This is a genomic window from Lachnobacterium bovis DSM 14045, assembly GCF_900107245.1.
Taxonomy (GTDB): domain Bacteria; phylum Bacillota; class Clostridia; order Lachnospirales; family Lachnospiraceae; genus Roseburia; species Roseburia bovis.
In genome coordinates this window covers 71795-95942 of record NZ_FNPG01000011.1, presented here as the reverse complement: position 1 = coordinate 95942, position 24148 = coordinate 71795, and the positions used below count along the sequence as shown (strand labels likewise).

Genomic DNA, 24148 nt, shown 5'->3' with positions numbered 1-24148 from the left:
TATTATTTAAAGGATAAATAATTATTTGTTATTTGCACGTTTACGAAGTCTTGGATCAAGAATTCTTTTACGGATTCTTAAGTTTTCTGGTGTTACCTCAAGTAATTCATCTGTATCAATGTAATCGATGGCTTGCTCTAAGCTTAATACACGAGGTGGAACAAGAGTTAAAGCTTCATCTGCTGAAGATGAACGAGTATTTGTTAAATGTTTCTTTTTACAAACATTAATTTCGATATCTTCTGCTCTAGAGCTTTGACCAATAATCATACCAGAGTAAACTTTTTGACCTGCTCCAATGAATAATGTACCACGATCTTGTGCAGCAAATAATCCGTAAGTTACAGATTCGCCAGATTCGAAAGCGATAAGTGAACCAGTTGCACGGTACTGGATATCACCTTTGTATTCATCGTATCCGTCGAACATAGTATTAAGGATACCGTTACCTTTAGTATCAGTCATGAAGTCACCTCTATAACCGATAAGACCTCTTGATGGAATTCTGAACTCAAGTCTAGTATATCCACCAGCGATTGAACCCATGTTTCTAAGTTCACCTTTACGTTGTTGTAATTTAGAAATAACAGCACCTGTAAATTCATCAGGAACATCTACATAAGCAATTTCCATAGGCTCAAGTTTTTTGCCGTTTTCGTCTGTTTTGTATAAAACTTCGGCTTTACTTACAGCAAATTCAAAACCTTCACGACGCATATTTTCGATAAGAACTGAAAGATGAAGTTCACCACGACCAGAAACTTTATATGTGTCAGGTGTCTCACCTTGTTCTACTCTAAGAGAAACATCTGTATTTAATTCACTATATAAACGATCTCTAATATGACGAGATGTTACGAATTTACCTTCTTGACCAGCTAATGGGCTGTCGTTAACAATAAAGTTCATAGAAATTGTTGGTTCTGAAATCTTCTGGAATGGAATAGCTTCAGGATTCTCAGGAGAACAAATAGTATCTCCAATGTGTAAATCTGAAATACCAGAAATAGCTACGATTGAGCCAATTTTAGCTTCTTCAACATCAACTTTTTGAAGACCTTCGAACTCGTATAATTTGCTGATACGAACTTTTTGTTTTTTGTCAGGATCATGGTGGTTAACTACAACTGCTTCCTGGTTAACTTTGATAGATCCGTTGTCAACTTTACCAATTCCGATACGACCAACATATTCATTGTAATCGATTGTAGAAATAAGAACCTGAGTATTTGCTTCAGGATCTCCTTCAGGAGCTGGAATGTGGTTGATGATTGTTTCAAATAATGGAATCATGTTTTCTGGTTTGTCGTCTGGGTTATACATTGCATAACCATTACGAGCTGATGCGTATAAGAATGGGCAATCAAGCTGCTCATCTGAAGCATCAAGATCCATGAATAATTCTAATACTTCGTCAACTACCTCAGCAGGTCTTGCTTCAGGACGGTCAATTTTATTTAAGCATACTACAATAGGAAGACCTAGAGCTAATGCTTTCATAACTACGAATTTAGTCTGAGGCATAACACCTTCAAATGCATCTACTACTAAAACAACACCGTTAACCATTTTAAGTACACGTTCTACTTCTCCACCAAAGTCAGCGTGTCCAGGTGTATCGATGATGTTGATTTTAACATCTTTGTATTGAACGGCTGTATTCTTTGAAAGAATTGTGATACCTCTTTCTTTTTCGATATCATTTGAGTCCATAACACGTTCTTGTACTTCTTGATTTTCACGGAATACACCACTTTGTTTTAAAAGTTGGTCAACTAAAGTAGTTTTACCATGATCTACGTGGGCGATGATGGCAATATTACGAATATCGTCTCTTGTTGTTTTCATTTATTTATCCTTCTTTCTTGGACTTTGTTTCTATTGTTACTTCTAAACTGAAAAATACTCAGCTTAACTTTAAAATCTTATCATAAAAAAAGTAAATAAACAAGGTAACGAAAATTAATTTATAAAAGATTAATAAATCTGTATAATTTTCAAAGGAAATCTTCTTTTTTTTGTTGAAAATTCCGAATTTTAATAACGATAGATGATGCTTGTTTACGGTAAAAAGTTGCAAAAAAAGTCTTAATGTGTTATTTTACCTATAATACAATATAGTGATGGCGAGATAATAAGTATTTACGAGATAATGAGTATTTAAAAAGGACGTATGAGCTAAGGAGGAAACATGGCTAACGGTGTAATAAAGATTTATTATGGAGAGGGAAGAGGGAAATCATCTTCAGCGCTAGGTAATGCGGTACTTGCAGCAGCGGAGTCTAAAGAGGCGATTATTATTCAGTTTTTAAAAGAAAAAATCTCTATGCAGGAAGAGTATTTAAAACGATTTGAACCTGAATTAAAATTATTTAGATTTGCTAAACAAGATGAGTGTTTTGAAAAATTACCAGAAGAGTTACAAGCTGAGGAAAGAAAAAATCTTAGAAATGGATTTAATTATGGGAAAAAAGTTATTTCTACGTCGGCATGTGATTTACTGGTTTTGGATGAAATACTAGGTTTGATAGACGAAAAGATAATTGAAATAGATGAAATAAAAGAGATTTTAACACGAAAACCAGAGGATATGGATATAATTTTAACTGGAAGAATTTTACCGGAGGAAATCAGAAAAATAGCAAACGAAGTTTATCATATATCTCAAGAATATTAGTAGTTTACTTAACTATTAAGTTTCTTAGTTTACTTGAAAAAATGGCTAAAATCATAAAAAACAATTTTTTTGTAAAGAATCTTAAGAAATCTTAAGATTCTTTTTTTTAGTTTCTCTTGAAAGCGTTTTTTTAGAATGATATGATAGTATGTGATAAAAGAAAAGAGGAGATTGCTAATGCTAAGAGCATATAAGAACACGAAAAAAAGTTTTACAGTTCTATTGATTGCTATCGTTGCACTTGCTTTGTTGGCTGGTGTGATAATGGCTATTTTAGGAAAAACAAAAAAGTTACGAATTGAATTAAATGGCGAACCAAAACAAGTAGTTGATTATGCCTCGGAATATAAAGATAAGGGCGCGAAAGCTACTTATGGAAACAAATTAATACCAATTGGTAAAAAAGCTATAAAAGTTAAAACAATTGGTAAGGTTGATACCAAGGAGTTTAAGACATATGAGGTGATATATGAAGCCGAGTACAAAGGTGAAAAGGCTACTGCTAAGAGAAAAGTCGAGGTAAAAGATATCTCAGGTCCAAAGATTAAATTAACTAAGGGAAATGTTGTATATGTTTTACCAGGACAGGAATACACAGAAGATGGCTTTAAGGCTGTTGATAATCTAGATGGTGATGTGACTGCCAATGTAAAAAGAACAGTTACTAAAGATAAAATTACATATGAAGTAACTGATAAAAAAGGTAACAAAACAACAGAAGTTAGAAAAATTGTTTATAAAGACAAAGTGCCTCCAGTTATCACTTTAAAAGGGGGAGAAAATGTTACTGCATATCAAAACATTGGTTGGAAAGACGAGTATACAGCAATCGATAACCTAGATGGTGATGTGACTAAAAAGGTTAAAGTAAAAGGAAAAGTTGACATGAAAAAATGTGGAACATATACTTTAACTTATACAGTTTCTGATTCTCATAACAATAAGGCTACAGTTAAACGTGTAGTTAAAGTTGAAAAAGAGGGTACATTGCCACCAACAGTTCCAGACAAAAAGGTTTGTTACTTAACATTTGATGATGGCCCTGGACCATATACTAATAGATTATTAGATATTTTAAAGAAATATAATGTTAAGGCTACTTTCTTTGTTACTAATTTAAGAAAAGATTGCCAGGCTGATATTGCAAGAGAAGTTCAAGAAGGACATTCAGTAGGTGTTCATAGTTTTACACATGATTATAAGAAGATTTATGCAAGTGAGTCAGCATATTGGGCTGATTTTGATGCAATGGAAAATGTAATTCAGCAGGAAACAGGTAAAACTACTAAACTTATGAGATTCCCAGGCGGAAGTTCTAACATGGTAAGTAAGTTTAACCCAGGAGTAATGGGAAGATTAACACAGCAGGCTACTGAAAAAGGTTATGTTTACTTCGATTGGAATGTTTCAAGTGGTGACGCAGGTGGAACAAAAGATACAAATGTTGTTAGACAAAACATTATTCAGGGAATGCAGACACACAATAAATCCGTTGTATTATGTCATGATATCAAAGAATTTACAGTTAATGCAATTGAAAGTGTGATTACCTGGGGATTACAAAATGGTTATACATTTTTACCATTAGATGAGACAAGTTTTGATGCTCATCATCCAGTTTTGAATAAATAATAAGTGTTGACTTGAGTATGTTTTAGTGATATATTTAAGTTAAGTTATTAGTGGTTTAACAAGTTAAAATGAAAAATAAAATTGTTAAAGAGATAGAGGTTGCGCAAGTTAATAGTACTTTGTTGGATGAAGCAAATCAGTTGAAGACAAAGGAAAGGGGCGAGCGCCGAAAGGATTATTTTTGCAAGATAATTCTTGGGCATGAGGTTAAGAGCTTTATGACTGTCATCGTAAGATGGAGTGCTATCATAGTTGAGATGAATTTTAAGCCAACTCTATCAGTTTTTTGATAGGTTGGCTTTTTTAGAGCTAGATGTTATGAAAGTGGTAGCAATTTGATAACTTAATAATTGTGTATGAAAAGAGGATGAAAAATGAGTATTTTTAAAGGCGCCGGAGTGGCTATCGTTACACCAATGAAAGAAAATGGAGAAGTTAATTACTCTAAACTAGAAGAGTTAATTAACATGCAGATTGATGGTGGTACAGATGCAATTATCATTACAGGAACAACAGGTGAGAGTGCAACTCTTACAATGGAAGAACATTCAGATGTAATTAAAAAAGCTGTAGAGTTTACAAAAAATAGAATTCCAGTAGTTGCAGGAACTGGATCTAACTGCACTAAGACAGCAATTCAGCTTTCTTCAGAAGCAAAAGAAGCAGGAGTAGATGGAATTTTAGTTGTATCTCCATACTACAACAAAGCAACACAACAGGGATTAATTAATCATTATGGACAGATTGCAGATGAAGTTGATATTCCGATGATCATGTATAATGTTCCGAGTAGAACAGGGTGTAACATTATGCCGGAAACAGTAGCGACATTGTTTAAAGAACATAAAAATATCGTAGGATTAAAGGATGCAACAGGAAATTTGAGCCAATCAAGCAAAACAATGTATCTTACAGATGGAAAATTAGATTTATATTCTGGTGAAGATGGATTAGTTTTACCATTACTTTCACTTGGAGCAATTGGTGTAATCTCAGTATGGAGCAATGTTGCACCACGCCAGGTTCATGATATGTGCTATAGTTTCTTTGATGGAAACATTGAAAAAGCAAGACAACTTCAACTTGAAGCATTGCCACTTGTTGATGCGTTATTCAGTGAGGTTAATCCTATCCCAGTTAAAAAAGCTCTTAATTTTATGGGACTTGAAGTTGGCGGTTTAAGACCACCACTTAGTGAAATGTCAGATGCTAAAGCACAGGTATTAAAGAAAGCAATGGCTGATTATGGAATTGCGCTTGCACAATAATTGGCTGTGGTGTAGAATTCATAAAAGAAGCAATAATTATGATATGTAGCTGCCCAAACAGCTATAATATTTAGGTATAAGAAAGAGGATAAGATATATGACAAAGGTTATTATGCATGGATGTAATGGTCACATGGGTCAGACTATTACTAAACTTTGTGAAAATGATAAAGAAATTGAAATAGTTGCAGGTGTTGATTGCTTTGATGGAATCAACAATAGCTATCCAGTTTTTAAGTCAGTAAAAGAATGTAATGTTAAAGCGGATGCAATTATTGATTTTTCAAATGCAAAAGCAGTTGATGAGTTATTAGAGTATTGTGTAGAAACACAGACACCTGTTGTTTTATGTACAACAGGCTTAAGTGATGAACAATTAGCAAAAGTAGCTGAAGCAAGTAAAAAAGTTGCAGTTTTAAGATCTGCTAATATGTCACTTGGAATCAATACAATTATGGAATTATTAAAGAAAGCTGCGTCTGTTTTTGCACCAGCAGGATTTGATATGGAAATTGTTGAGAAACATCACAATCAGAAGTTAGATGCTCCTTCAGGAACAGCTATTGCATTAGCTGATTCTCTTAACGAAGCTCTAGATAATGAATATGAATATATTTATGACAGAAGTCAAAGAAGAGAAAAAAGAGATCCAAAAGAAATCGGTATTTCAGCAGTTCGTGGTGGAAATATTGTAGGTGAGCATGAAGTTTTCTTTGCAGGAATTGATGAAGTTATTACAATTAAACATACAGCATATTCAAAAGGTGTATTTGGTAAAGGAGCAATTGAAGCAGCTAAATTTTTAGCAGGTAAAGTTGCTGGAAGCTATGATATGGCGGATGTAATTGCATCTAAATAATAGTGCTAAAATTTGTTTAATATTCAAGAAATTGATGTGTTTTTAATAAAAGTATTTAATAAAATAGTGAGCTTAGATTAAGATTTATTTCAACTATTACAGAAATGTTGGTATAACAGTTTAACTTTTTTGATAGAGTGGAGGTTTTCTTGATTTAAGCTCTTTTTTATATGAAAAAATCATCCGAAATAGACTGTAGCATTTTAAATCAAACCCTATTTAATTGCTATAAAAAAATACTTATGATATACTGAAGAGTAAGTTAATGAGGAAATAATTTATATTACATAAGGTGTATACAGCAATATTGAAATAAAAATAGGAAAATAAGGTGGGAAGTATATGAAAATACTTGTAAAAAATGGAAAGGTAATAAATCCGGCGGATAAGTTTGAACAGGAGGCGGATTTATTAATTGAAGATGGAATTATAAAAAAAATAGGTTCCAAAATAAATGACGATGATGTTGAAAAAGTGATAAATGCTAAAGGATGTTTAGTTATGCCAGGCTTTATTGACTTAGATACCCATTTGACAGATCCAGGACCAGAGGAAAATGGCACAGTTATTTCAGAAATGAAAGCGGGTGCACGAGGTGGATATACAACGATAGTTGCTATGCCAGATACAAATCCGGTTATTGACAATGCTGATGCAGTAAAATATGTAGTTAATAAGGCAAAGTCAGAGGAATGTATTAATGTTTTACAGGCAGGAGCTCTTACTAAAGGTTCAAAGGGGGAAGAACTGACAGATATTAAAGTTCTATATGAAGCAGGTGTCCCAGCACTTAGTGATGCAGGTAAAACAGTTAACGATACATATGTTTTTTTTAATGGACTTAAGATGGCAAGGGATTTGAATCTTCCTGTTTTTGCACATTGTGAAGATGCATATCTTGAACATGGTGGGGTAATAAATGATGACGAAAATGCTAAACGTTTAGATATGCCAGTTTATTCTAATGAAGTAGAAGATGTAGTGATGGCGAGAGATTTGATTTTGGCTTATAAATCGGGTGCTAGAGTTCATATTAGTAGATGCTCTACGCATGGTGCCGTAAAAATGGTTGGTTTGGCAAAAAAACTAGGTGTAAATGTAACTGCGGAAGTAACTCCACATCATTTTACTTTGAGTTCAGACGATATTAAAGAATTTATATCTGTTCCGGAAAATGGAATTATGATTCCACATGATAATGATGCAGATACTAACTATAAAGTGAAACCACCACTTAGAACACTTTCAGATATTGAAACAATTAAAGAAGGTTTGAAAGAAGATGTGATTGATGTTATAGCAACAGATCATACTCCACATACTTTTGAATCAAAAAATACATCTATGAGATATGCACCATTTGGTATAGTTGGGTTAGAGACGGCAGCAGCTATAACATATACAGAGCTTGTTCTTAATGATGTAATTACTCCTATGCAAATGGCTGAAAAGATGAGTTATAATCCTGCAAAGATTCTTGGTATTGACAAAGGAGATATTAGTGAGGGAAAAGTAGCGGATATTGTTATTTTTGACATAAAGGAACATTATAAAATCGATAAATCAACTTTTGTTTCAATGGGAAAAAATACACCATTTGACGGAAAAGAAGTTATAGGGAAAGTTAAAGCTACTATCTGCGGTGGAAATGTTGTGTACGAGGCATAATAAATCCAAATATAATGTAAAACATAACATATAAAGCAAAATATAAAATATAACGCAAAATCAATTACAAAATATAATAAAAAAGCTTCAGGCTACGCTTTTTATAAGGCGTAGCTTGTTTGAAAATTGAGCAGTTTTATGCAAAATATAGGAATAAATAAGAAAAGAAAAGTATTTAAAATTTGTTATTGACTTTTTAATGAAAACAGTGGAAAATATATTGAGGTCAAGTGAAAGACAGGTCAGTTTTGCGACTTGTGGTGTTATTTCAACGACTATTACATATTGTTTAGAGAGAGGAACTTAAAAATGATTAACAAGTTAGTTGACAAAATTAAGCAAAAAGACGCACCGATAGTTGTAGGTTTAGATCCAATGTTGGATTATGTGCCTAATTTTATTAAAGAAGAAGCTTTCAACCAGTTTGGTGAGACATTAGAAGGTGCAGGGGAAGCTATTTGGCAGTATAATAAAGCAATTATTGATGCAACGCATGATTTAATCCCAGCTGTTAAGCCTCAAATTGCTATGTATGAACAATTTGGAATTGAGGGAATTAAGGCTTTTAATAAAACAGTGGAGTATTGTCGCCAAAAAGATCTTGTAATCATTGGTGATATTAAAAGAGGTGATATTGGCTCAACATCTAAAGCTTATGCAGTTGGTCATATCGGTAGAGTTCAGGTAGGTAAAAATAGTTTTTGCCCATTCAAAGAAGATTTCGTAACTGTAAATCCGTATCTAGGTTCAGATGGTGTTAACCCATTTATTGACGTCTGTAAAGAAGAGAAAAAAGGTATTTTTGTTCTAGTTAAAACATCAAATCCATCAAGTGGAGAATTCCAGGATAGACTTATTGACAACAGACCTCTTTATGAGATTGTTGGTGAAAAAGTAAATATGTGGGGCAGCGAGTGCATGGGTGACGAATATAGTTACGTTGGTGCAGTTGTAGGAGCAACATATCCAAAAATGGGTGAGACTTTAAGAAAGATTATGCCAAAAGCAATGATTTTGGTACCAGGTTATGGTGCACAAGGTGGAAAAGCAGAAGACTTAAAATGTTTCTTTAACGAAGATGGATTAGGAGCAATTATAAATTCTTCAAGAGGCATTATCTGTGCTTATAAAAATGATAAATATAAGGATAAGGGTATAACAGAAATGAATTTTGCTGATGCTTCTAGAATGGCTGTAATCGATATGATAGAGGATATTAATTCGGCTATTAAGTAAGATTTTTGTTTAAAGATTTTTAGTGAAATTCGTATAAATAGTATTATTTATCTAAGAAGAATAAGGAGAAAATATGGCGATTTATAAAGAAGAGGCAATTGTCCTATCAAATGAAAAGCTAAGTGAAGGTGTTTATAGTATTGTTTTAAAAACAAAGGATATTGCAAAAGAGGCTATTGCAGGACAGTTTGTTTCTGTATATTGTAATGATTCGAGTAGAATTTTACCTAGACCAATAAGTCTTTGTGAAATTGATAAAAATGAGAATACAATTAGAATTGTTTTTAGAACAGTTGGAAAAGGAACAAGTGAGTTTGCTAAGTATGTTCCTGATACTAAAGTTACAGTTTTAGGACCATTAGGTAATGGTTATGATTTATCTAAACAATATGAAAACGTTCTTGTAATCGGTGGAGGAATTGGAATTCCACCAATGTTACAATTAGCAAGAAATATAAGTGGCAAAAAACAGATTGTTGTAGGTTATAGAAGTAAAAATGATATGTTTTTATATAAAGAACTACAAAAAGAAGCAGAAGTATTTGTTGCAACAGATGATGGAAGCTATCAGACAAATGGAACAGTTCTTGATGCGATTGCAGAGAATGATTTAAAAGCTGATGCAATTATGGCTTGTGGACCAATGCCAATGCTTAAGGCTTTAAAAAAATACAGTGAAGAAAAAGGAATAGATTGTTTTATTTCTTTAGAAGAACGCATGGCATGTGGAATCGGTGCTTGTTTAGGTTGTGTTACTAAAACAAAGAAAAAAGATCACCATTCAAAGGTTCATAATGCAAGAATATGTACAGAAGGACCTGTTTTTGATGCAAGGGAGGTAGATATTTAATGAATACTAGTGTTGATTTTTGTGGAATTAATTTTAAAAATCCTGTAATTACTGCATCAGGAACTTTTGGTTCAGGCCAGGAATATTCACAGTTTGTTGATTTAAATAGACTAGGCGGAGTTGTAACTAAAGGTGTAGCAAATGTTCCTTGGGAAGGAAATCCAACACCTAGAGTAGCTGAAGTTTACGGTGGGATGCTTAATGCTGTTGGACTTCAAAATCCAGGAATCGATACGTTTTGTGAGAGAGATATTCCTTTTTTACAAAAATATGATACAAATATTATTGTAAATGTATGTGGACATACAACGGAGGAATATTTAGAAGTAGTTGAAAGACTCGCTGATGAGAATGTTGATTTATTAGAAATAAATATTTCGTGTCCTAATGTTAAAGAAGGCGGAATCGCTTTTGGACAGGATCCTAAAGCAGTTCTTGATATAACACAACAAATTAAAAAGATCGCAAAACAACCAATTATTATGAAGCTTTCACCTAATGTTACGGATATAAAAGAAATGGCTAAGGCAGCAGAGGCAGGTGGAGCTAATGCCGTATCTTTGATTAATACTATAACTGGAATGAAAATTGACATTAATAAAAGAGATTTCGTTTTGGCAAATAAAACTGGTGGAATGAGTGGTCCAGCAATTCATCCTGTTGCGGTTAGAATGGTTTATGAGACAGCTTCGGCAGTAAATATTCCAATAATAGGAATGGGCGGAATCGTAAACTATGAGGATGCAATAGAAATGATTTTGGCTGGAGCTTCGTTAGTTTCTGTTGGAACAGCAAACTTCATGGATCCACAAGCTACAGTGAAAATTGTAGATGGCATAGAGGAATATATGAAAAAGTATAATGTATCAGATATCAAAGAATTAGTTGGTGCTGTGCATGAAAAATAAAATGAAGAAGTGTTTTTCTTGATATAATGGACACCTCAGATTTCGTACTTAAGTATGAAATCTGGGGTGTTTTTTCGTACTGGTTTTATAATATTTTATTTATTGTTCGTTCATTTAATTAATGCATTGTAATAAAAAACATAAAGAAATCTTAAGGTTAATTATTACTAACAATGTGATAAACTGAAATTAGAAAAAAAATAAAGGTAGGGGGATGATTATGAGAGAAAGAATTGTAAGCTTAACAAAAAAACAAACGGTTATCTTAGTCGTATTGGCAGTTGTACTCTTGATAATTGCTATTTTAGGGTGTTTTCTATTAAAACATTCTTCAGGAAAAAAAGACAAAGTTTATGTACAGAAAGTATCTGATATTCTAAATGAACAAAAATCAGGTTCAAATAAATATATGGGAGTAATCGAATCTGAGGGAAATAAGGAAATATTGCGTGACCCAGAGAGAAAAATTCAGGAAATTTATGTTAAAGAAGGCGATGAAGTTCAAGTTGGAACAAAGTTGTTTTCTTATGATGTTGATGATGCACAAAATGCAATTGATTCAGCAAAAATAGAAATTGAAAGCAGCAATAATTCAATTTCTGATTACAATGATAGTATTAAAAACTTAGAAGAAGAGAAGAAAACGGCAGATGAACAACGTGTTAAAGAGATTGAATATGAAATAAGAGAAAATCAGAATAAGGTTAGGGAAGAACAGTTAAATGTTGATCTAAAGAAGGCAGAAATTGAGAAAAACCAAAAGATAGTTAAAAGCGGCGTTATTGTAAGTACAGTCACAGGCGTTGTAAAAAAAATAAATAAAGATGAAAAAGATGCTCAGGGTAATGAGACTCCTTACATCGTTATTTATCAAAATGATAAACTAAGAGTCAAAGGAATGGTAGAAGAAGAAACTGCCAGAAGTTTAAAAAAAGATCAAGAAGTAGCAGTTAGATCTCGTGTAAACGAGGATGAAGTTTATAAAGGTAAAATTGTACAGATTGATCTTGATAAAAAAGCAGAAAATGAAAATGAGATGCAAGGACAAGGTTCAGAAGAAAAACAAAATGATAAGTCTTCTAAATATCCATTTTATGTTGAAATAGAGGGAGAAAATAAATTTTTATTGGGAGAACATGTTTACGTTGATACGGATTTAAGTTCACTTGATAAAAAGAAAGGAATTTGGCTGGATGCAAGCTATGTTGTAAACGCAGATAAAACGTTTGTCTGGGTAGAAAATAAAGATAAGTCGATTGAAAAACGAAATGTAAAAGTTAAAGAACTCGATGAAAATTCAAATAAGTATCATATTATTTCGGGCTTAAAAACAAGTGATTATATAGCGTGTGATATGCCAGGATTATATGATGGTGTAACTGCTGTAAGAAATCAATCGGATGTTGATTATAAATCACCTTTATATAAAAAGATAAGAAATACTGCAAATCCGATAGGTGAGTAAGGGGGGGACGAGATGTTAGTAGAGTTAAAGAATATATATAAGAACTATTACGGTGATAAACAGCTCGTTGTGCCCGTATTAAATGATGTAAACATCGAAGTAGAAAAAGGCGAATATATTGCAATTATGGGGCCTTCGGGTTCAGGAAAATCAACGCTGATGAATATTATTGGATGTTTGGATCATCCGACAAAAGGTGAATATAAATTAGATAGTAATGATGTTTTAAAATTAAAAGATAAGGAATTATCCAAGATAAGATTGAATAGTATTGGTTTTGTTTTTCAGCAATTCCAATTATTACCAAGACAGAGCGCACTATATAATGTTTCTCTTCCTTTGATATACGCAAAAGTAAATAAAAAAGAGAGAAAAAAGAGGGCTTTAGAGGCATTAAAAAAAGTAGGAATAGAAGATAGAAGTGATTTTAAACCAACTCAATTGTCAGGAGGACAAAAGCAAAGGGTGGCAATTGCCCGTGCTATGGTTAATAATCCTAAGTTGATATTAGCGGATGAACCAACCGGAGCACTTGATTCAAAGTCTGGCAAACAGGTTATGGATCTTTTTGAAAAATTGAATAAAGATGGTGTAACAATAATAATGATTACACATGATGAAAATGTTGCAAAACATGCAAAAAGGATAATCTATATAATTGATGGAAAACTTTATAATTCCAAGGAGGAGGCGATGAGACATGCACAGTAAAGTAAAGACGATAATAGTTGTTTTAGTTGCTATGGTTTGTGTTGTTGGCTTAGTTGTTGGAATAGTTTTTGGTGTGTCATTATATCAGAAAAGTAAGATGCGTGCTGACGTAATATATGTTTCCAATATAAATATGGGAGATATGAATAATGGACTTACAAGTGACGGATTTGTCATTTCAGATAAATCACAAACAGTTTTGTTAAGTAAAGATCAGGTTATAAAAGAAGTTTACGTACAAAAAGGGCAGCAAGTTAAAGAGGGAGATAAGTTGCTGGCTTTTGATGTGGACAGCGTGAAGATTTCGATTGAAAAAGAAAAAGTAGAACAAAATCTGATCGATGTTAGAATTCAAAAAGAACAAAATGAAATGGAGAAGTTAAAACAGGAAGCAGTAGCTAGCAACATTGATGAGTATAAAGAATCAAATTTTACAAAAAAAAATGCAGATAAATCAAAAGATGAACAAGAAAATGATTTAGGGAATGAACCAGGAAATGAACCAGGGAATGAACCAGGAAATGAATCAGAAAATGGATCAGAAACTAATTCGGCAGATAAATCAAAAAATGACTCATATGATGAGTTAGGTGATGATTCGACTAATAATTCGATCGATAATCCAGCAGGCGATTCTTCTAATTATGGGCGTTCAAAAGAAGAAATTGAGAAGGATATAAAGGATCACGAAAAAGAGATAAAAACTTTAGAAGTAGAAAAGAAAAAATCAAGTTTGCATTTAGGACAGCTTGAAAAAGAAATAAAAGATGGCGTGATTTATGCAAAGTTTGATGGAGTAGTAAAAAAAGTTGGTAGTGTAGATAATCCCCTCTCAGATGGAAGTGATTTCCTAGTTATAAATGATAATGAAGGAATTCATGTAGAGGGATATTTAAGTGAAATCCAGATAAGAAAAGTAAAAAAAGGTCAAAAAGTTGTAGTATCTTCATATGAGAATCAGGAAGAAGAATATGAGGCAAAAATAGACAATATTGATCCAACTCCGATTTCAGGAAATGAGGAGATATATCTTCAAGGAAACCAAAATGTTTCAAAATATAAATTCACGGCATTCATAAAAGACTCAAAAAATTTAAAAGAAGGAGACGGATTGAGCCTGACGATAAAATCAGATGAAGATAATAAAGGCGAGAAACTATTTATTGACCAGTCTTACGTGAGAATGGATGAAGGTACACCTTATGTTTATATTTCATATAAGGGACGCCTAAAAAAACAATATGTAAAGACCGGAAAGATAGTTGATGGCGCTAGTATTGAAATAATTTCAGGACTAAAAGCGAGTGACAGAATTGCTTTTCCTTATGGTAAGAACATAAGCGAAGGTGTTAAAACAAGAAATACTAATTAGTTTGTAGAGGAGGGAGAAGTTTTGCTGGAAAATATTAAGTTGTCGTTTTCGGGAATAATGTCACACAAGATGCGTTCGTTTTTAACCATGCTTGGAATAATAATAGGTATAGCGGCAATTATTGCAATTGTTTCAATAATAGAAGGAACGAATAAACAGATAGAAAAAAATTTGATAGGTTCAGGAAATAATAACATTTCTGTTGAAATTGCAAGAGGTGATGATCCTGTTGATTTTTCGGGTGAAGGAATTCCTGATGGTTTAGTGGATTTAAATGAGTATCACATAAATGAGCTAAAGAATATAAAACATGTAAAAAAAGTTGCAACCTACAAAAAAAGGAATGAGTGTGATGGAGTATATTATCAAGATAATTCATTAGGAAATGGTGCTGTTTTAGGTGTTTCAAGAAACTATTTACAAACATGTGATTTGATTTTAAAAAAAGGAAGAACTTTTTCAAAATTTGATTATACTAAATTTCGAAAAGTTGTTCTTATAGATGAATGTGCAGAAAAGACACTTTTTCAAGGAAAAGATCCTATAGGACAAACAATAGAGATTCAAAAAGAACCATATACTGTTGTTGGAATTATAGGTGATAAAAAGGAATTTAAACCTGTAATCAATAATCAGGATGATTATTATACATATTATTCAAATAAATCGGGAAGAATTCTTATGCCAAATACAACCTGGCAGATACCTTATCAATTTGATGAACCGAGTAATGTTGTGATAAAAGTTGATAAAACATCTAATTTAACAACAGTTGGCAAGTTAGCTGCAAAAAAACTAAACAATATTATTCATGCTAATGATCCATCAATTAAGTATAAGGCACAAAATTTATTAGAACAGGCAAAAAAGATTCAGGAGTTAAAAGAATCAACAAACATGATGTTGATATGGATAGCTGGAATTTCTTTGCTTGTAGGTGGAATCGGTGTTATGAATATTATGCTTGTTTCTGTTACAGAAAGAACTAGTGAAATTGGTCTAAAAAAGGCACTTGGTGCAAGAAAAATAACAATCCTAGGTCAATTTTTAACAGAGTCGGTGGTGTTAACAAGTATAGGTGGAATTATTGGAGTTCTAGTAGGAATAGGATTGGCTGAAATAGTCTCAAAAGTTAATAAACTACCAATTCAGATCAATTTCCTTTCTGCTGTTTTTTCGGTAATTTTTTCAATGCTGATAGGTATAATATTTGGAATTTTACCATCTTATAAGGCGGCAAAACTTGAGCCAATAGAAGCATTGCGTAGGGAGTAATAAATAAACAATAATTTCGTTTTAAAACGTATTTTTTTGGTGTATTATACAAAAAAATTGTAAAAATATTGTATTTATATTAGTACATTACTAGAAAAATCTCTTATATTGTTGTAAAATATAGTTGATATGGTTGAATTTTTAACAAACATAAGGGAGAAAATATGTACGCAGACGAAAATGTAATTAAAATTAAACATGCTGTTTTGCTAGAAGTTGCAAAACACGCATTTAAAGGCGATTTAGAGGAATTTAGAGACAGCATTCCATTTGATCTAATACCTGGACCACAGGCACAATTTAGATGCTGTATTTACAAGGAAAGAGAAATTATCAGACAACGTGTAAGACTAGCAGAAGGAAAATCAGCAGGTGTTGAGGATAATCCAAATATTATTCAGGTTATACATGCTGCATGTGAGGATTGCCCTATTTCAAGTTATACTGTTACTGATAATTGTCAGAATTGTTTAGGAAAAGCATGTCTTAATGCTTGTAAATTTGGAGCAATAGAACCTGGTGCAACAAGATCTCACATTGATTCTAATAAATGTAGAGAATGTGGCATGTGTGCTAAGGCTTGTCCTTACAATGCAATTGCACATGTTAAGAGACCATGTAAATTTAGTTGCCCAGTTGATGCTATTACTTATGATGAATATGGAATTTCAGTAATTGATGAAAAAAAATGTATTCGTTGTGGTAAATGTATTCATAGTTGCCCATTTGGAGCAATTGGTTCAAAAACATCAATTGTTCAGGTAATTGAAGCAATTAAAGCCGAAGGAAAAAAAGTATATGCTATGGCTGCTCCTGCAACAGAAGGTCAGTTTGGGGAAAAAATCACAATGAATAGCTGGAAGAAGGCTATGAAAGAAGTTGGATTTGACGATTTTGTTGAGGTTGGATTAGGTGGCGATATGACAGCTGCTTATGAAGCTGAAGAGTGGGCTGAGGCATATAGAGAAGGAAAGAAAAAAGTAACTTCATGTTGTCCGGCTTTTGTAAATATGGTTCGTAAACATTATCCAGAAATTGCAGATGCCATTTCAACTACCGTATCACCTATGGCAGCAGTTTCAAGATTATTAAAAGCAAAAGAGCCAGATTGTGTAACTGTATTTATTGGACCTTGTATTGCTAAAAAATCAGAAGCTGCAGAACAAGGAGTAGAAAACAACGCAGATTATGTTTTAACATATTCTGAGATTCGCGCTATTATGAAAGCAAAAGGTGTTGTCTTAGAAGAAGATGACAATGACGAATATCAGGAATCTTCAATTTACGGAAAACGTTTTGCAAATTCAGGTGGAGTTACAGAAGCAGTACTTCAAAGCTTAAGAGAAGCAGATGATGAAATCGCAGCAACAGTATGTAAAGCAAATGGTGCGGCAGAATGTAAGAAGGCTCTTCTATTAATGAAAGTTGGAAAACTACCAGAAGACTTTATAGAAGGAATGGTATGTGAAGGTGGTTGTGTTGGTGGACCAAGTTCCTTCGCAGATCAGATTAAGACGAGAAAACAAAGAGAGAATTTATTATCTAAAGCAGATGATAGAAATATTCATGATAATTTGAAGAATTATGATATGGATTCTTTTTCAATGCATAGAGAATAGATTTTGTTGTAGTTAAAAAAAATCTATTTGTGTCGATACACAATGTAGGTGTAAAATATTTTGTTATAAAATATTTTAAATAAAATTTATAAAAATTTTGTAAGAAGAAATTATTATTTAAGGTTCAAAAAGGTTTAGGGGGCGAATTTAAAAATTCGGCCCTTAATCTTTTGCGATAAAAGCATTTATTTTTGAACAATGACGATATAATATGTGCGGACTTGTAGTGACTAGTTCAATTCTTAAACATCAAGGGGGGTAACACAAGTATGATGGATATTAGATTAAAGACATTTATTGTTTTGGTTATAATAATATGCGTAATGACACTTATTCTAATATATAGCAAAATAGATAATGAAATAGCTACAAAAAAAGAAGTAGTTACATTTAAAGGCATGATAGTTACATTTATAGTTTATGCTTTAGTGGATTTTAGATTAGTATTTGATGATTTTTATACATTTTTTCCCAAACTAGTAGTTACAATTATTATGGCATTAGGATTTTCATCGATGTCTTTTTCATGCTATTTTTGGTTTTTTTACGTTTCAGCCAGCGCAAAAATAAAAGCAATGTCAAAAAGATGGTGGTACTATGTGACAGGAATTCCACTTATGTTTGATTTACTCTTTTTATACACACCGTTATGTAAGTTCGTTTACATAGTAAAAAGTCCACCTGTTTTTAAACCTATGTTATCAGTTATTATGTTAATGGATTATGTGTACCTTATAATGGCTACTGCAATTTCTCTATATAAGAAACATAAGGCAAAAGCAAGATTAGAAAAGAAAAAATATGGAAGTCAGATAATATTTATTTTGTTTTTTACACTCAGTGGTGTGTTAATAGGATATTTGCTAGGTTATCCAGCAATAGAACTTGTGCAGATGCCAGTAATATTAAAGCTTTATATGGATATTCAGGATTACGCTATATATGCAGATCCAATGACAGGGCTTAGCAATAGAAGACGAATAAATGAATATTTAAATGAAGAATTGTTGGGTTGTAATCAGTTAAATCCTATTATAATAATCATGATAGATATTGATTGGTTTAAAAATATAAATGATGAGTTGGGTCATGATGTTGGGGATCAGACACTGATTGCTTTTTCAGAGGCATTGTTAAAATTGACAGAGTCTTCAGATGCAATTGCTGCCAGATGGGGTGGTGATGAATTTGTTATAGCGGCAAAAGAAAAGGGAATAGATATTGGCTTTAGGAAAAAACTTACAGATTTACTTTATGAAAAAAAGAATGAAATGGTGGTAATACCAAGGTTTAGTGTAGGAAGTTACAAATGTACATCTTCAAATATTACAGTTGAACAACTCTTGAAAAAAGTAGATGGTAATTTGTATTTAGATAAAAAAATTCAGCATTCATAGGGAGGAAATTTTTTCGACTATCTTGAAAAAGTAAAAGAGAGTGGAACTATTAGCAAAAACAATAAAAAGTAAAAGACCCTGCAATCATTGCATGGTCTTTTACCCCCTTCTTAATCATGTCCTTATATCATATTCCCCCAATAAATACTCTCATTTATATAAAAAGAATAGGTACAAAAAACTATTGATTAGTGTTGTTCGTAATTAAATAAATAATTTAAAATTTTATCGTAAAGTAAAATGAAAGAAAAAAATAAATAATAAATTAATTATCTAACTACTGTAACATTGGTAGCTTGTGGTCCTTTTGCACCATCAGCGATTTCAAATTCAACAGAAGCTCCCTCTTCAAGTGATTTGAATCCTTCCATGTTAAGTCCTGAGTAGTGCACGAATACATCATGACCGTCTTCGGCTGTGATAAATCCGTAACCTTTCTGATTGTTAAACCATTTAACTGTACCTTTGTTCATCTTATAATACCTCCAATATATAATGTTGCATCTCCAATACATATAATTTTACATCTGCAACTGATGTTAGAATATCATAAGTGTATAGAAAAGTAAAGCAATTTTATAAAAAAAAACAACTATTTTAAAAAAATATCAAAACTAGTTAAATTGCAAAGAATTTTTTGTATATTTTAACACTTGAAAAAAAATCTCTTTTGTATTTAAATTATAGAATTTCAAAATCTATGTTATTTTTCGTAAGAAAGATTCGAACTAATCTATCCCATTCGTTATCTAGCGATTTATCAATATTAAATGTTTTGTATGAAATTCCTGTAGTTAATGTTAATTGTCCGTTTTGAAATTTAATATTTAAAAACATTCCAGAAATGTCTAAAGGAGTATATGTACTCTCAATTGAAGAAAGTGTGTTTGCTAAATTTGAAGGTGAAAGTAAAAAAACAAATTTAAAATATCCAGGCGTGTTTTTGCCTTTTACAATCATCAGACATTTCTGACGAATCTGGTCATATGGGAAAAAATCAAGGTCAGTAACACCTAGATTTTCTAATTCTTCTGTATTATATAATTCTTTATTTACATGACCATCGATTACGTAACTTGCACCATTAACGATGGTTGCTTCCTGAAGTAAAAAATGATCAAACATGTCATTAAGAAGTAAATTATTCATAAAATTTTTAATGTTTTTTATTTGAACTACAATCATTAAAATATATCCTCGTATCATTTAGTAGTATTGTTTTGAGACCCTCTCCAAGGTCTTTTGCAAATTTTTTACAAATAAATAAAATAGCACTAAAATTGTAAAAACAGGTATCTAGCCTGAGATTTAGAGCTAAATTTAATTATATCATAAATAAAAAAATAGTTGTAGAAGTTTAGGACTACAGAACGTATAATAAATAATGATGGTGCAAGCCATTAAAAAGTGAAAAGAGGTTAATATCTATGGAATTTAACAAGACAGAAATCGATAATTTATTTTCAATGTTAAAAAAAGGAGTATCTCCTTTTGGCGTAATAGAAGAGTCGATAGAACGTTTAGAAAAAGCTGATTTTTGTGAGCTTAAATATGGAGAAAGTTGGAATTTAGAAAAAGGAAAAAAATATTATGTAAATCATCATGGAAGCACAATTTTTGCTTTTTCAATAGGTGATAATTTTGAAAAAAAACAGATGATAAGAATGGCAGCCGCTCATACAGATTATCCATGTTTTAGAATAAAGCCAAATCCTGATTTTTACAAAGAAGGATATGGTCAGATAAATACAGAAAGTTACGGAGGGTTAATCATTAATACATGGTTAGATAGACCACTTTCTGTTGCAGGTAAAATCACATTAAAAAGTGACAATGTTTTTGAACCTAAAGTTATTTATTATAGAGCCAAGAAGGCAATTTTAACAATTCCAAATCTAGCGATTCACATGAATAGGGATGTTAATAAAGGCGTAGAATTAAATAAACAAATTGATACAATGCCTATTGTAGATTTGTTGCCAGATGAACAAAAAGAAACTAAATATTTTATGGAATTTTTAGCAAAAGAGTTAAATGTAGATGTTAAAGATATTCTTGATTTTGATTTATCTGTTTTTGCAACAGAAGAGCCATGTTTTGTGGGAATTGATGATACGATGATTTCATCGCCAAGATTAGATAATTTAACATCGGCTTCAGCATTATTGTCGGCAATTATTAATAACAAAAGAGAAGATGGAATTAATTTGATCGCATTATTTGATCATGAAGAAATCGGTAGTTCAACGAAACAGGGCGCAGGTTCAATAATGTTACATGATATGTTGAGAAGAATTCTTGCAAATCTTGGCTTAAATGAGGAAGAAATTCAATCCAATATTTATAATGCCATGATGCTTTCTGTGGACGTTGCACATGGATTACATCCTAATAAATCTGGAAAAATGGATATTACAAATCATCCGGTTTTAGGAAAAGGTTTCTGTATCAAAGAAGCATGCTCGCAATCATATGCTACGGATTCAAAAGCAATTGCGATAGTTCAACAGATTTGTGATAAAAATGAAATTCCTTATCAAAGATTCGTAAATAGATCCGATGTAAGAGGTGGAGGTACTTTAGGTTCAATAGCGTCAACTTTATTACCAATCAAGGTTGTAGATGTAGGAGTGCCATTACTTGCAATGCATTCAGTAAGAGAACTTATGGGAACGAAAGATCAGGAATCATTATATAAATTTGTTTTAGCTTTTTTTGATGAAAAATAAATTTTTCAAAAAAATTATTGTCTCTTTTCAAAATAATAAAAAAGTGTTATTATATGCTTAGGTACGATGTAGTATTAAAAACTACATATAATAGAAAACAATAACAACTAATTTCGTTGTTAATACTAATCATATAAAATAAGGAGATATCATTAATGTACAAAATTATTATTGATAGTTGCGGAGAACTTACAGAAGAATTAAAGAAGGATGGTCATTTTGTAAATGTTCCACTTGAATTAGAAATAGACGGATATCATATTGTAGATGATGAGACTTTTGATCAGCTTGATTTTATAAAAAGAGTAGAAGAAAGTCCTGTTGGACCTAAATCTGCGTGTCCATCACCAGAAAGATATATGAAAGAATTTGAGGGCGATTATGATGATATTTTTGTGGTGACGTTGTCTTCAAAATTATCTGGTTCATATAATAGTGCTATCCTTGCAAAGAATCTTTACGAGGATGAAAATGGAACAGAAAAGAATATTTATGTTGTAAATTCACGTTCTGCATCAATTGGACAAACTGTAATAGGAATGAAAATTCAAGAATTTGAAGAGCAAGGAATGCCTTTTGATGAAATTGTAAAAAAAATAGAAGAATACACTGATTCGATTAATACATTTTTCGTTCTTGAAACATTAGAGACATTACGTAAAGCTGGAAGATTAAGCAATGTTAAAGCTTTTATTGCCAACACATTAAATATCAAACCTGTTATGGGTTCAACTGATGAAGGTTCAATTCAACAGTTAGGCCAAGGTAGAGGAATGAAGAAAGCTTTGGCTAAAATGGTAGATTGTATTGCTGAAGTAACACCAGATTCAGAAAATAGAAGAATTGCCATTTCGCAATGCAATTGCCCTGAAAGAGCAGAATATGTAAAAAAATTATTAGAAGAAAAGCTTAATTTTAAAGAAATAATTATAGTGCCAACTGCAGGCGTATCAACAATGTATGCCAACAATGGAGGAATTGTTGTAGCTGGCTAATGGTAATTAAAAGAGGGTAAAGTTATGAATGAAACATTAAAAGTTTTAAAAAATAGAAGAAGTTGTAGAGGCTTCAAATCAGATATTGTAGAAAAAGAAAAGATTGATGCGATAATTGAGGCAGGCACATATGCTGCAAATGGAATGGGTAAACAATCACCAATTATAATCGCGGTCACTAATAAAGAACTTAGAGATAGAATATCTGAGGAAAACAGAAAGATTGGTGGCTGGAGTGAAGATTTTGATCCATTTTACAACGCACCAGTTATTTTGATTGTGTTAGCGGATAAGTCGGCTAGAACACATATCTACGACGGAACACTAGTAATGGGTAATTTAATGAATGCTGCAGAAAGTTTAGGTGTTAATAGCATTTGGATTCACCGAGCAAAAGAAGAGTTCGAGTCTGATTGGGGCAAAAACTTATTAAAAGAACTTGGTATAGAAGGTGAATACGAAGGTATTGGTCATCGTGCTCTTGGTTATGCAATAGCGGATATGAAGCCGGCTGCTCCACGTAAAAAAGATTACGTATATTATGTTGATTAAGAGAGTTTGAAATAAAGTTTAAAATAAAAATAAAAAAATATAAAAAAAGTGTTGACATTCCGTAGCAATTTTGTTATTATAATCAAGTCGACAGCGAGCGACGGTAAATAAAAGAGCTGCGGAAGTGTCGGAACTGGCAGACGAGCAAGACTAAGGATCTTGTGATCATTGCGATCGTGAGGGTTCGATTCCCTTCTTCCGCATTAATTAAAATGTATAGGAAACCATAAGGTTTCCTTTTTTTTTATCCTAAAATAATTTATTCAAGAAAACGATTGTTTAAGAAAAAATTGAAAAGAGGAGGGGACTTAGGTGAGTGGTTCACATGTTTTAGAAATTAATAATCTTTATTATCATAAAGGATATTTTTCTCTTAAGGATTTAAATCTTTACTTGAATGAGAATGAAGTGCTTGGTGTTTATTTGGCGCCAGGAATGGGCAAGACCACTCTTGCAATGTTGATAGGTGATGCTATTGAACCAGAGTGTGGTGAAATTTTGTACTTCGGTAATAAGATGAGAGAAGATGAAATCGCAATTAAAAAGAAAGTATCGCTTATTTATGAATCTCCAAATTTCAATCTTAATCTAAAAATAGAGACGTTAGCTAAAGCAATAAAAAGATTAGATGAAAATTTTGAATATGATAGTTTTTTGTTTGATGCGAAAAAAGAAGGATTGGATTTTAAAGTAAGGTTGAAAAATTATTCAAAAAGCGATATAAAGGTAGTATCTCTTTTAATAGCATTAAATAGAGATACTAAAATTCTGGTTTTGGATGATTTGAAAATCGGCATAGAAAATGAAAAACTACGACAAATAGATTCTATTATAAAGGAAACTAAAAAAAGAAAAAAACTGTCTATCATATTTCTGACAAGTGACAAAGAATCTGTGGAGAATTTATCGGATAGACAAATATATTTATGATGGAC

General features: G+C 32.0%; 21 protein-coding genes, 1 tRNA gene and 1 riboswitch. Of the genes, 19 read left to right on the top strand and 3 right to left on the bottom strand.

Annotated features, from left to right (window positions below):
* Positions 1-21: 21 nt before the first annotated feature.
* Positions 22-1848, bottom strand: a complete 1827-nt coding sequence (typA, locus tag BLV79_RS05565; RefSeq protein WP_074716941.1) for a translational GTPase TypA — start codon at positions 1846-1848, stop codon at positions 22-24.
* Between the two features lie 343 nt (positions 1849-2191).
* Here typA and BLV79_RS05560 point away from each other — a divergent pair, with 343 nt between their 5' ends.
* From BLV79_RS05560 to BLV79_RS05490, 14 genes are all read left to right on the top strand, one after another.
* Entirely contained in the window at positions 2192-2677 is a 486-nt protein-coding gene (locus BLV79_RS05560; RefSeq protein WP_074716939.1) for a cob(I)yrinic acid a,c-diamide adenosyltransferase, read from the top strand.
* A 177-nt stretch (positions 2678-2854) separates the two neighbouring features.
* Positions 2855-4309 carry a polysaccharide deacetylase family protein gene (locus BLV79_RS05555; protein WP_083354465.1) on the top strand — a complete coding sequence of 485 codons (1455 nt, stop codon included), beginning with the start codon at positions 2855-2857 and terminating at the stop codon, positions 4307-4309.
* Between the two features lie 85 nt (positions 4310-4394).
* Positions 4395-4563, top strand: a riboswitch (Lysine riboswitch).
* Between the two features lie 120 nt (positions 4564-4683).
* The gene (gene dapA, locus BLV79_RS05545) at positions 4684-5577 is read left to right on the top strand and encodes a 4-hydroxy-tetrahydrodipicolinate synthase (RefSeq protein ID WP_074716935.1); all 894 of its coding nucleotides are present in this window, start codon (positions 4684-4686) and stop codon (positions 5575-5577) included.
* A gap of 97 nt (positions 5578-5674) precedes the next feature.
* On the top strand, positions 5675-6436 hold the full coding sequence (dapB, locus tag BLV79_RS05540; protein ID WP_074716933.1) for a 4-hydroxy-tetrahydrodipicolinate reductase: 762 nt from the start codon (positions 5675-5677) through the stop codon (positions 6434-6436).
* Between the two features lie 342 nt (positions 6437-6778).
* Positions 6779-8104, top strand: coding sequence for a dihydroorotase (locus BLV79_RS05535; protein WP_074716931.1), 1326 nt, complete (start codon positions 6779-6781; stop codon positions 8102-8104).
* 309 nt (positions 8105-8413) lie between these two features.
* Complete coding sequence (gene pyrF / locus BLV79_RS05530; protein WP_074716929.1) at positions 8414-9340, top strand: orotidine-5'-phosphate decarboxylase; 927 nt, start codon at positions 8414-8416, stop codon at positions 9338-9340.
* Positions 9341-9413: 73 nt separating this feature from the next.
* Positions 9414-10190: a dihydroorotate dehydrogenase electron transfer subunit gene (locus BLV79_RS05525; RefSeq protein WP_074716927.1), complete on the top strand. Its 777-nt coding sequence runs from the start codon at positions 9414-9416 to the stop codon at positions 10188-10190.
* Positions 10190-11098 (top strand): dihydroorotate dehydrogenase, encoded by a 909-nt coding sequence (locus BLV79_RS05520; RefSeq protein WP_074716925.1) that lies wholly within the window; start codon positions 10190-10192, stop codon positions 11096-11098. The genes BLV79_RS05525 and BLV79_RS05520 overlap by 1 nt, the downstream gene beginning before the upstream one ends.
* A 220-nt stretch (positions 11099-11318) precedes the next feature.
* Positions 11319-12563, top strand: coding sequence for an efflux RND transporter periplasmic adaptor subunit (locus BLV79_RS05515; protein ID WP_074716923.1), 1245 nt, complete (start codon positions 11319-11321; stop codon positions 12561-12563).
* Between the two features lie 12 nt (positions 12564-12575).
* The gene (locus BLV79_RS05510) at positions 12576-13274 is read left to right on the top strand and encodes an ABC transporter ATP-binding protein (RefSeq protein WP_074716921.1); all 699 of its coding nucleotides are present in this window, start codon (positions 12576-12578) and stop codon (positions 13272-13274) included.
* On the top strand, positions 13264-14646 hold the full coding sequence (locus BLV79_RS05505) for an HlyD family efflux transporter periplasmic adaptor subunit (RefSeq protein ID WP_074716919.1): 1383 nt from the start codon (positions 13264-13266) through the stop codon (positions 14644-14646). The genes BLV79_RS05510 and BLV79_RS05505 overlap by 11 nt, the downstream gene beginning before the upstream one ends.
* 21 nt (positions 14647-14667) lie before the next feature.
* Complete coding sequence (locus BLV79_RS05500; protein WP_074716917.1) at positions 14668-15921, top strand: ABC transporter permease; 1254 nt, start codon at positions 14668-14670, stop codon at positions 15919-15921.
* A 164-nt stretch (positions 15922-16085) separates the two neighbouring features.
* A complete protein-coding gene (locus tag BLV79_RS05495; RefSeq protein WP_074716915.1) occupies positions 16086-17540 on the top strand; it encodes a 4Fe-4S dicluster domain-containing protein in 1455 nt (484 codons plus the stop codon).
* Positions 17541-17809: 269 nt separating this feature from the next.
* Entirely contained in the window at positions 17810-18937 is a 1128-nt protein-coding gene (locus BLV79_RS05490; protein WP_074716912.1) for a GGDEF domain-containing protein, read from the top strand.
* Between the two features lie 269 nt (positions 18938-19206).
* On the opposite strand, the gene BLV79_RS05485 is transcribed toward BLV79_RS05490, so the two are convergent.
* A complete protein-coding gene (locus BLV79_RS05485; protein WP_074716910.1) occupies positions 19207-19410 on the bottom strand; it encodes a cold-shock protein in 204 nt (67 codons plus the stop codon).
* A gap of 208 nt (positions 19411-19618) precedes the next feature.
* On the bottom strand, positions 19619-20122 hold the full coding sequence (locus BLV79_RS05480) for a DUF5721 family protein (protein ID WP_074716907.1): 504 nt from the start codon (positions 20120-20122) through the stop codon (positions 19619-19621).
* Between the two features lie 242 nt (positions 20123-20364).
* Between BLV79_RS05480 and BLV79_RS05475 the strand changes: the two genes are divergently transcribed.
* From BLV79_RS05475 to BLV79_RS05455, 5 genes are all read left to right on the top strand, one after another.
* Positions 20365-21666 (top strand): M18 family aminopeptidase, encoded by a 1302-nt coding sequence (locus BLV79_RS05475; RefSeq protein WP_074716905.1) that lies wholly within the window; start codon positions 20365-20367, stop codon positions 21664-21666.
* Positions 21667-21821: 155 nt separating this feature from the next.
* Complete coding sequence (locus tag BLV79_RS05470; RefSeq protein ID WP_074716903.1) at positions 21822-22661, top strand: DegV family protein; 840 nt, start codon at positions 21822-21824, stop codon at positions 22659-22661.
* A 24-nt stretch (positions 22662-22685) separates the two neighbouring features.
* Positions 22686-23213: a nitroreductase gene (locus tag BLV79_RS05465; RefSeq protein ID WP_074716901.1), complete on the top strand. Its 528-nt coding sequence runs from the start codon at positions 22686-22688 to the stop codon at positions 23211-23213.
* Between the two features lie 118 nt (positions 23214-23331).
* Positions 23332-23416, top strand: a tRNA-Leu gene (locus tag BLV79_RS05460).
* Between the two features lie 109 nt (positions 23417-23525).
* Positions 23526-24143, top strand: coding sequence for an ATP-binding cassette domain-containing protein (locus BLV79_RS05455; RefSeq protein ID WP_074716899.1), 618 nt, complete (start codon positions 23526-23528; stop codon positions 24141-24143).
* Positions 24144-24148: the final 5 nt, after the last annotated feature.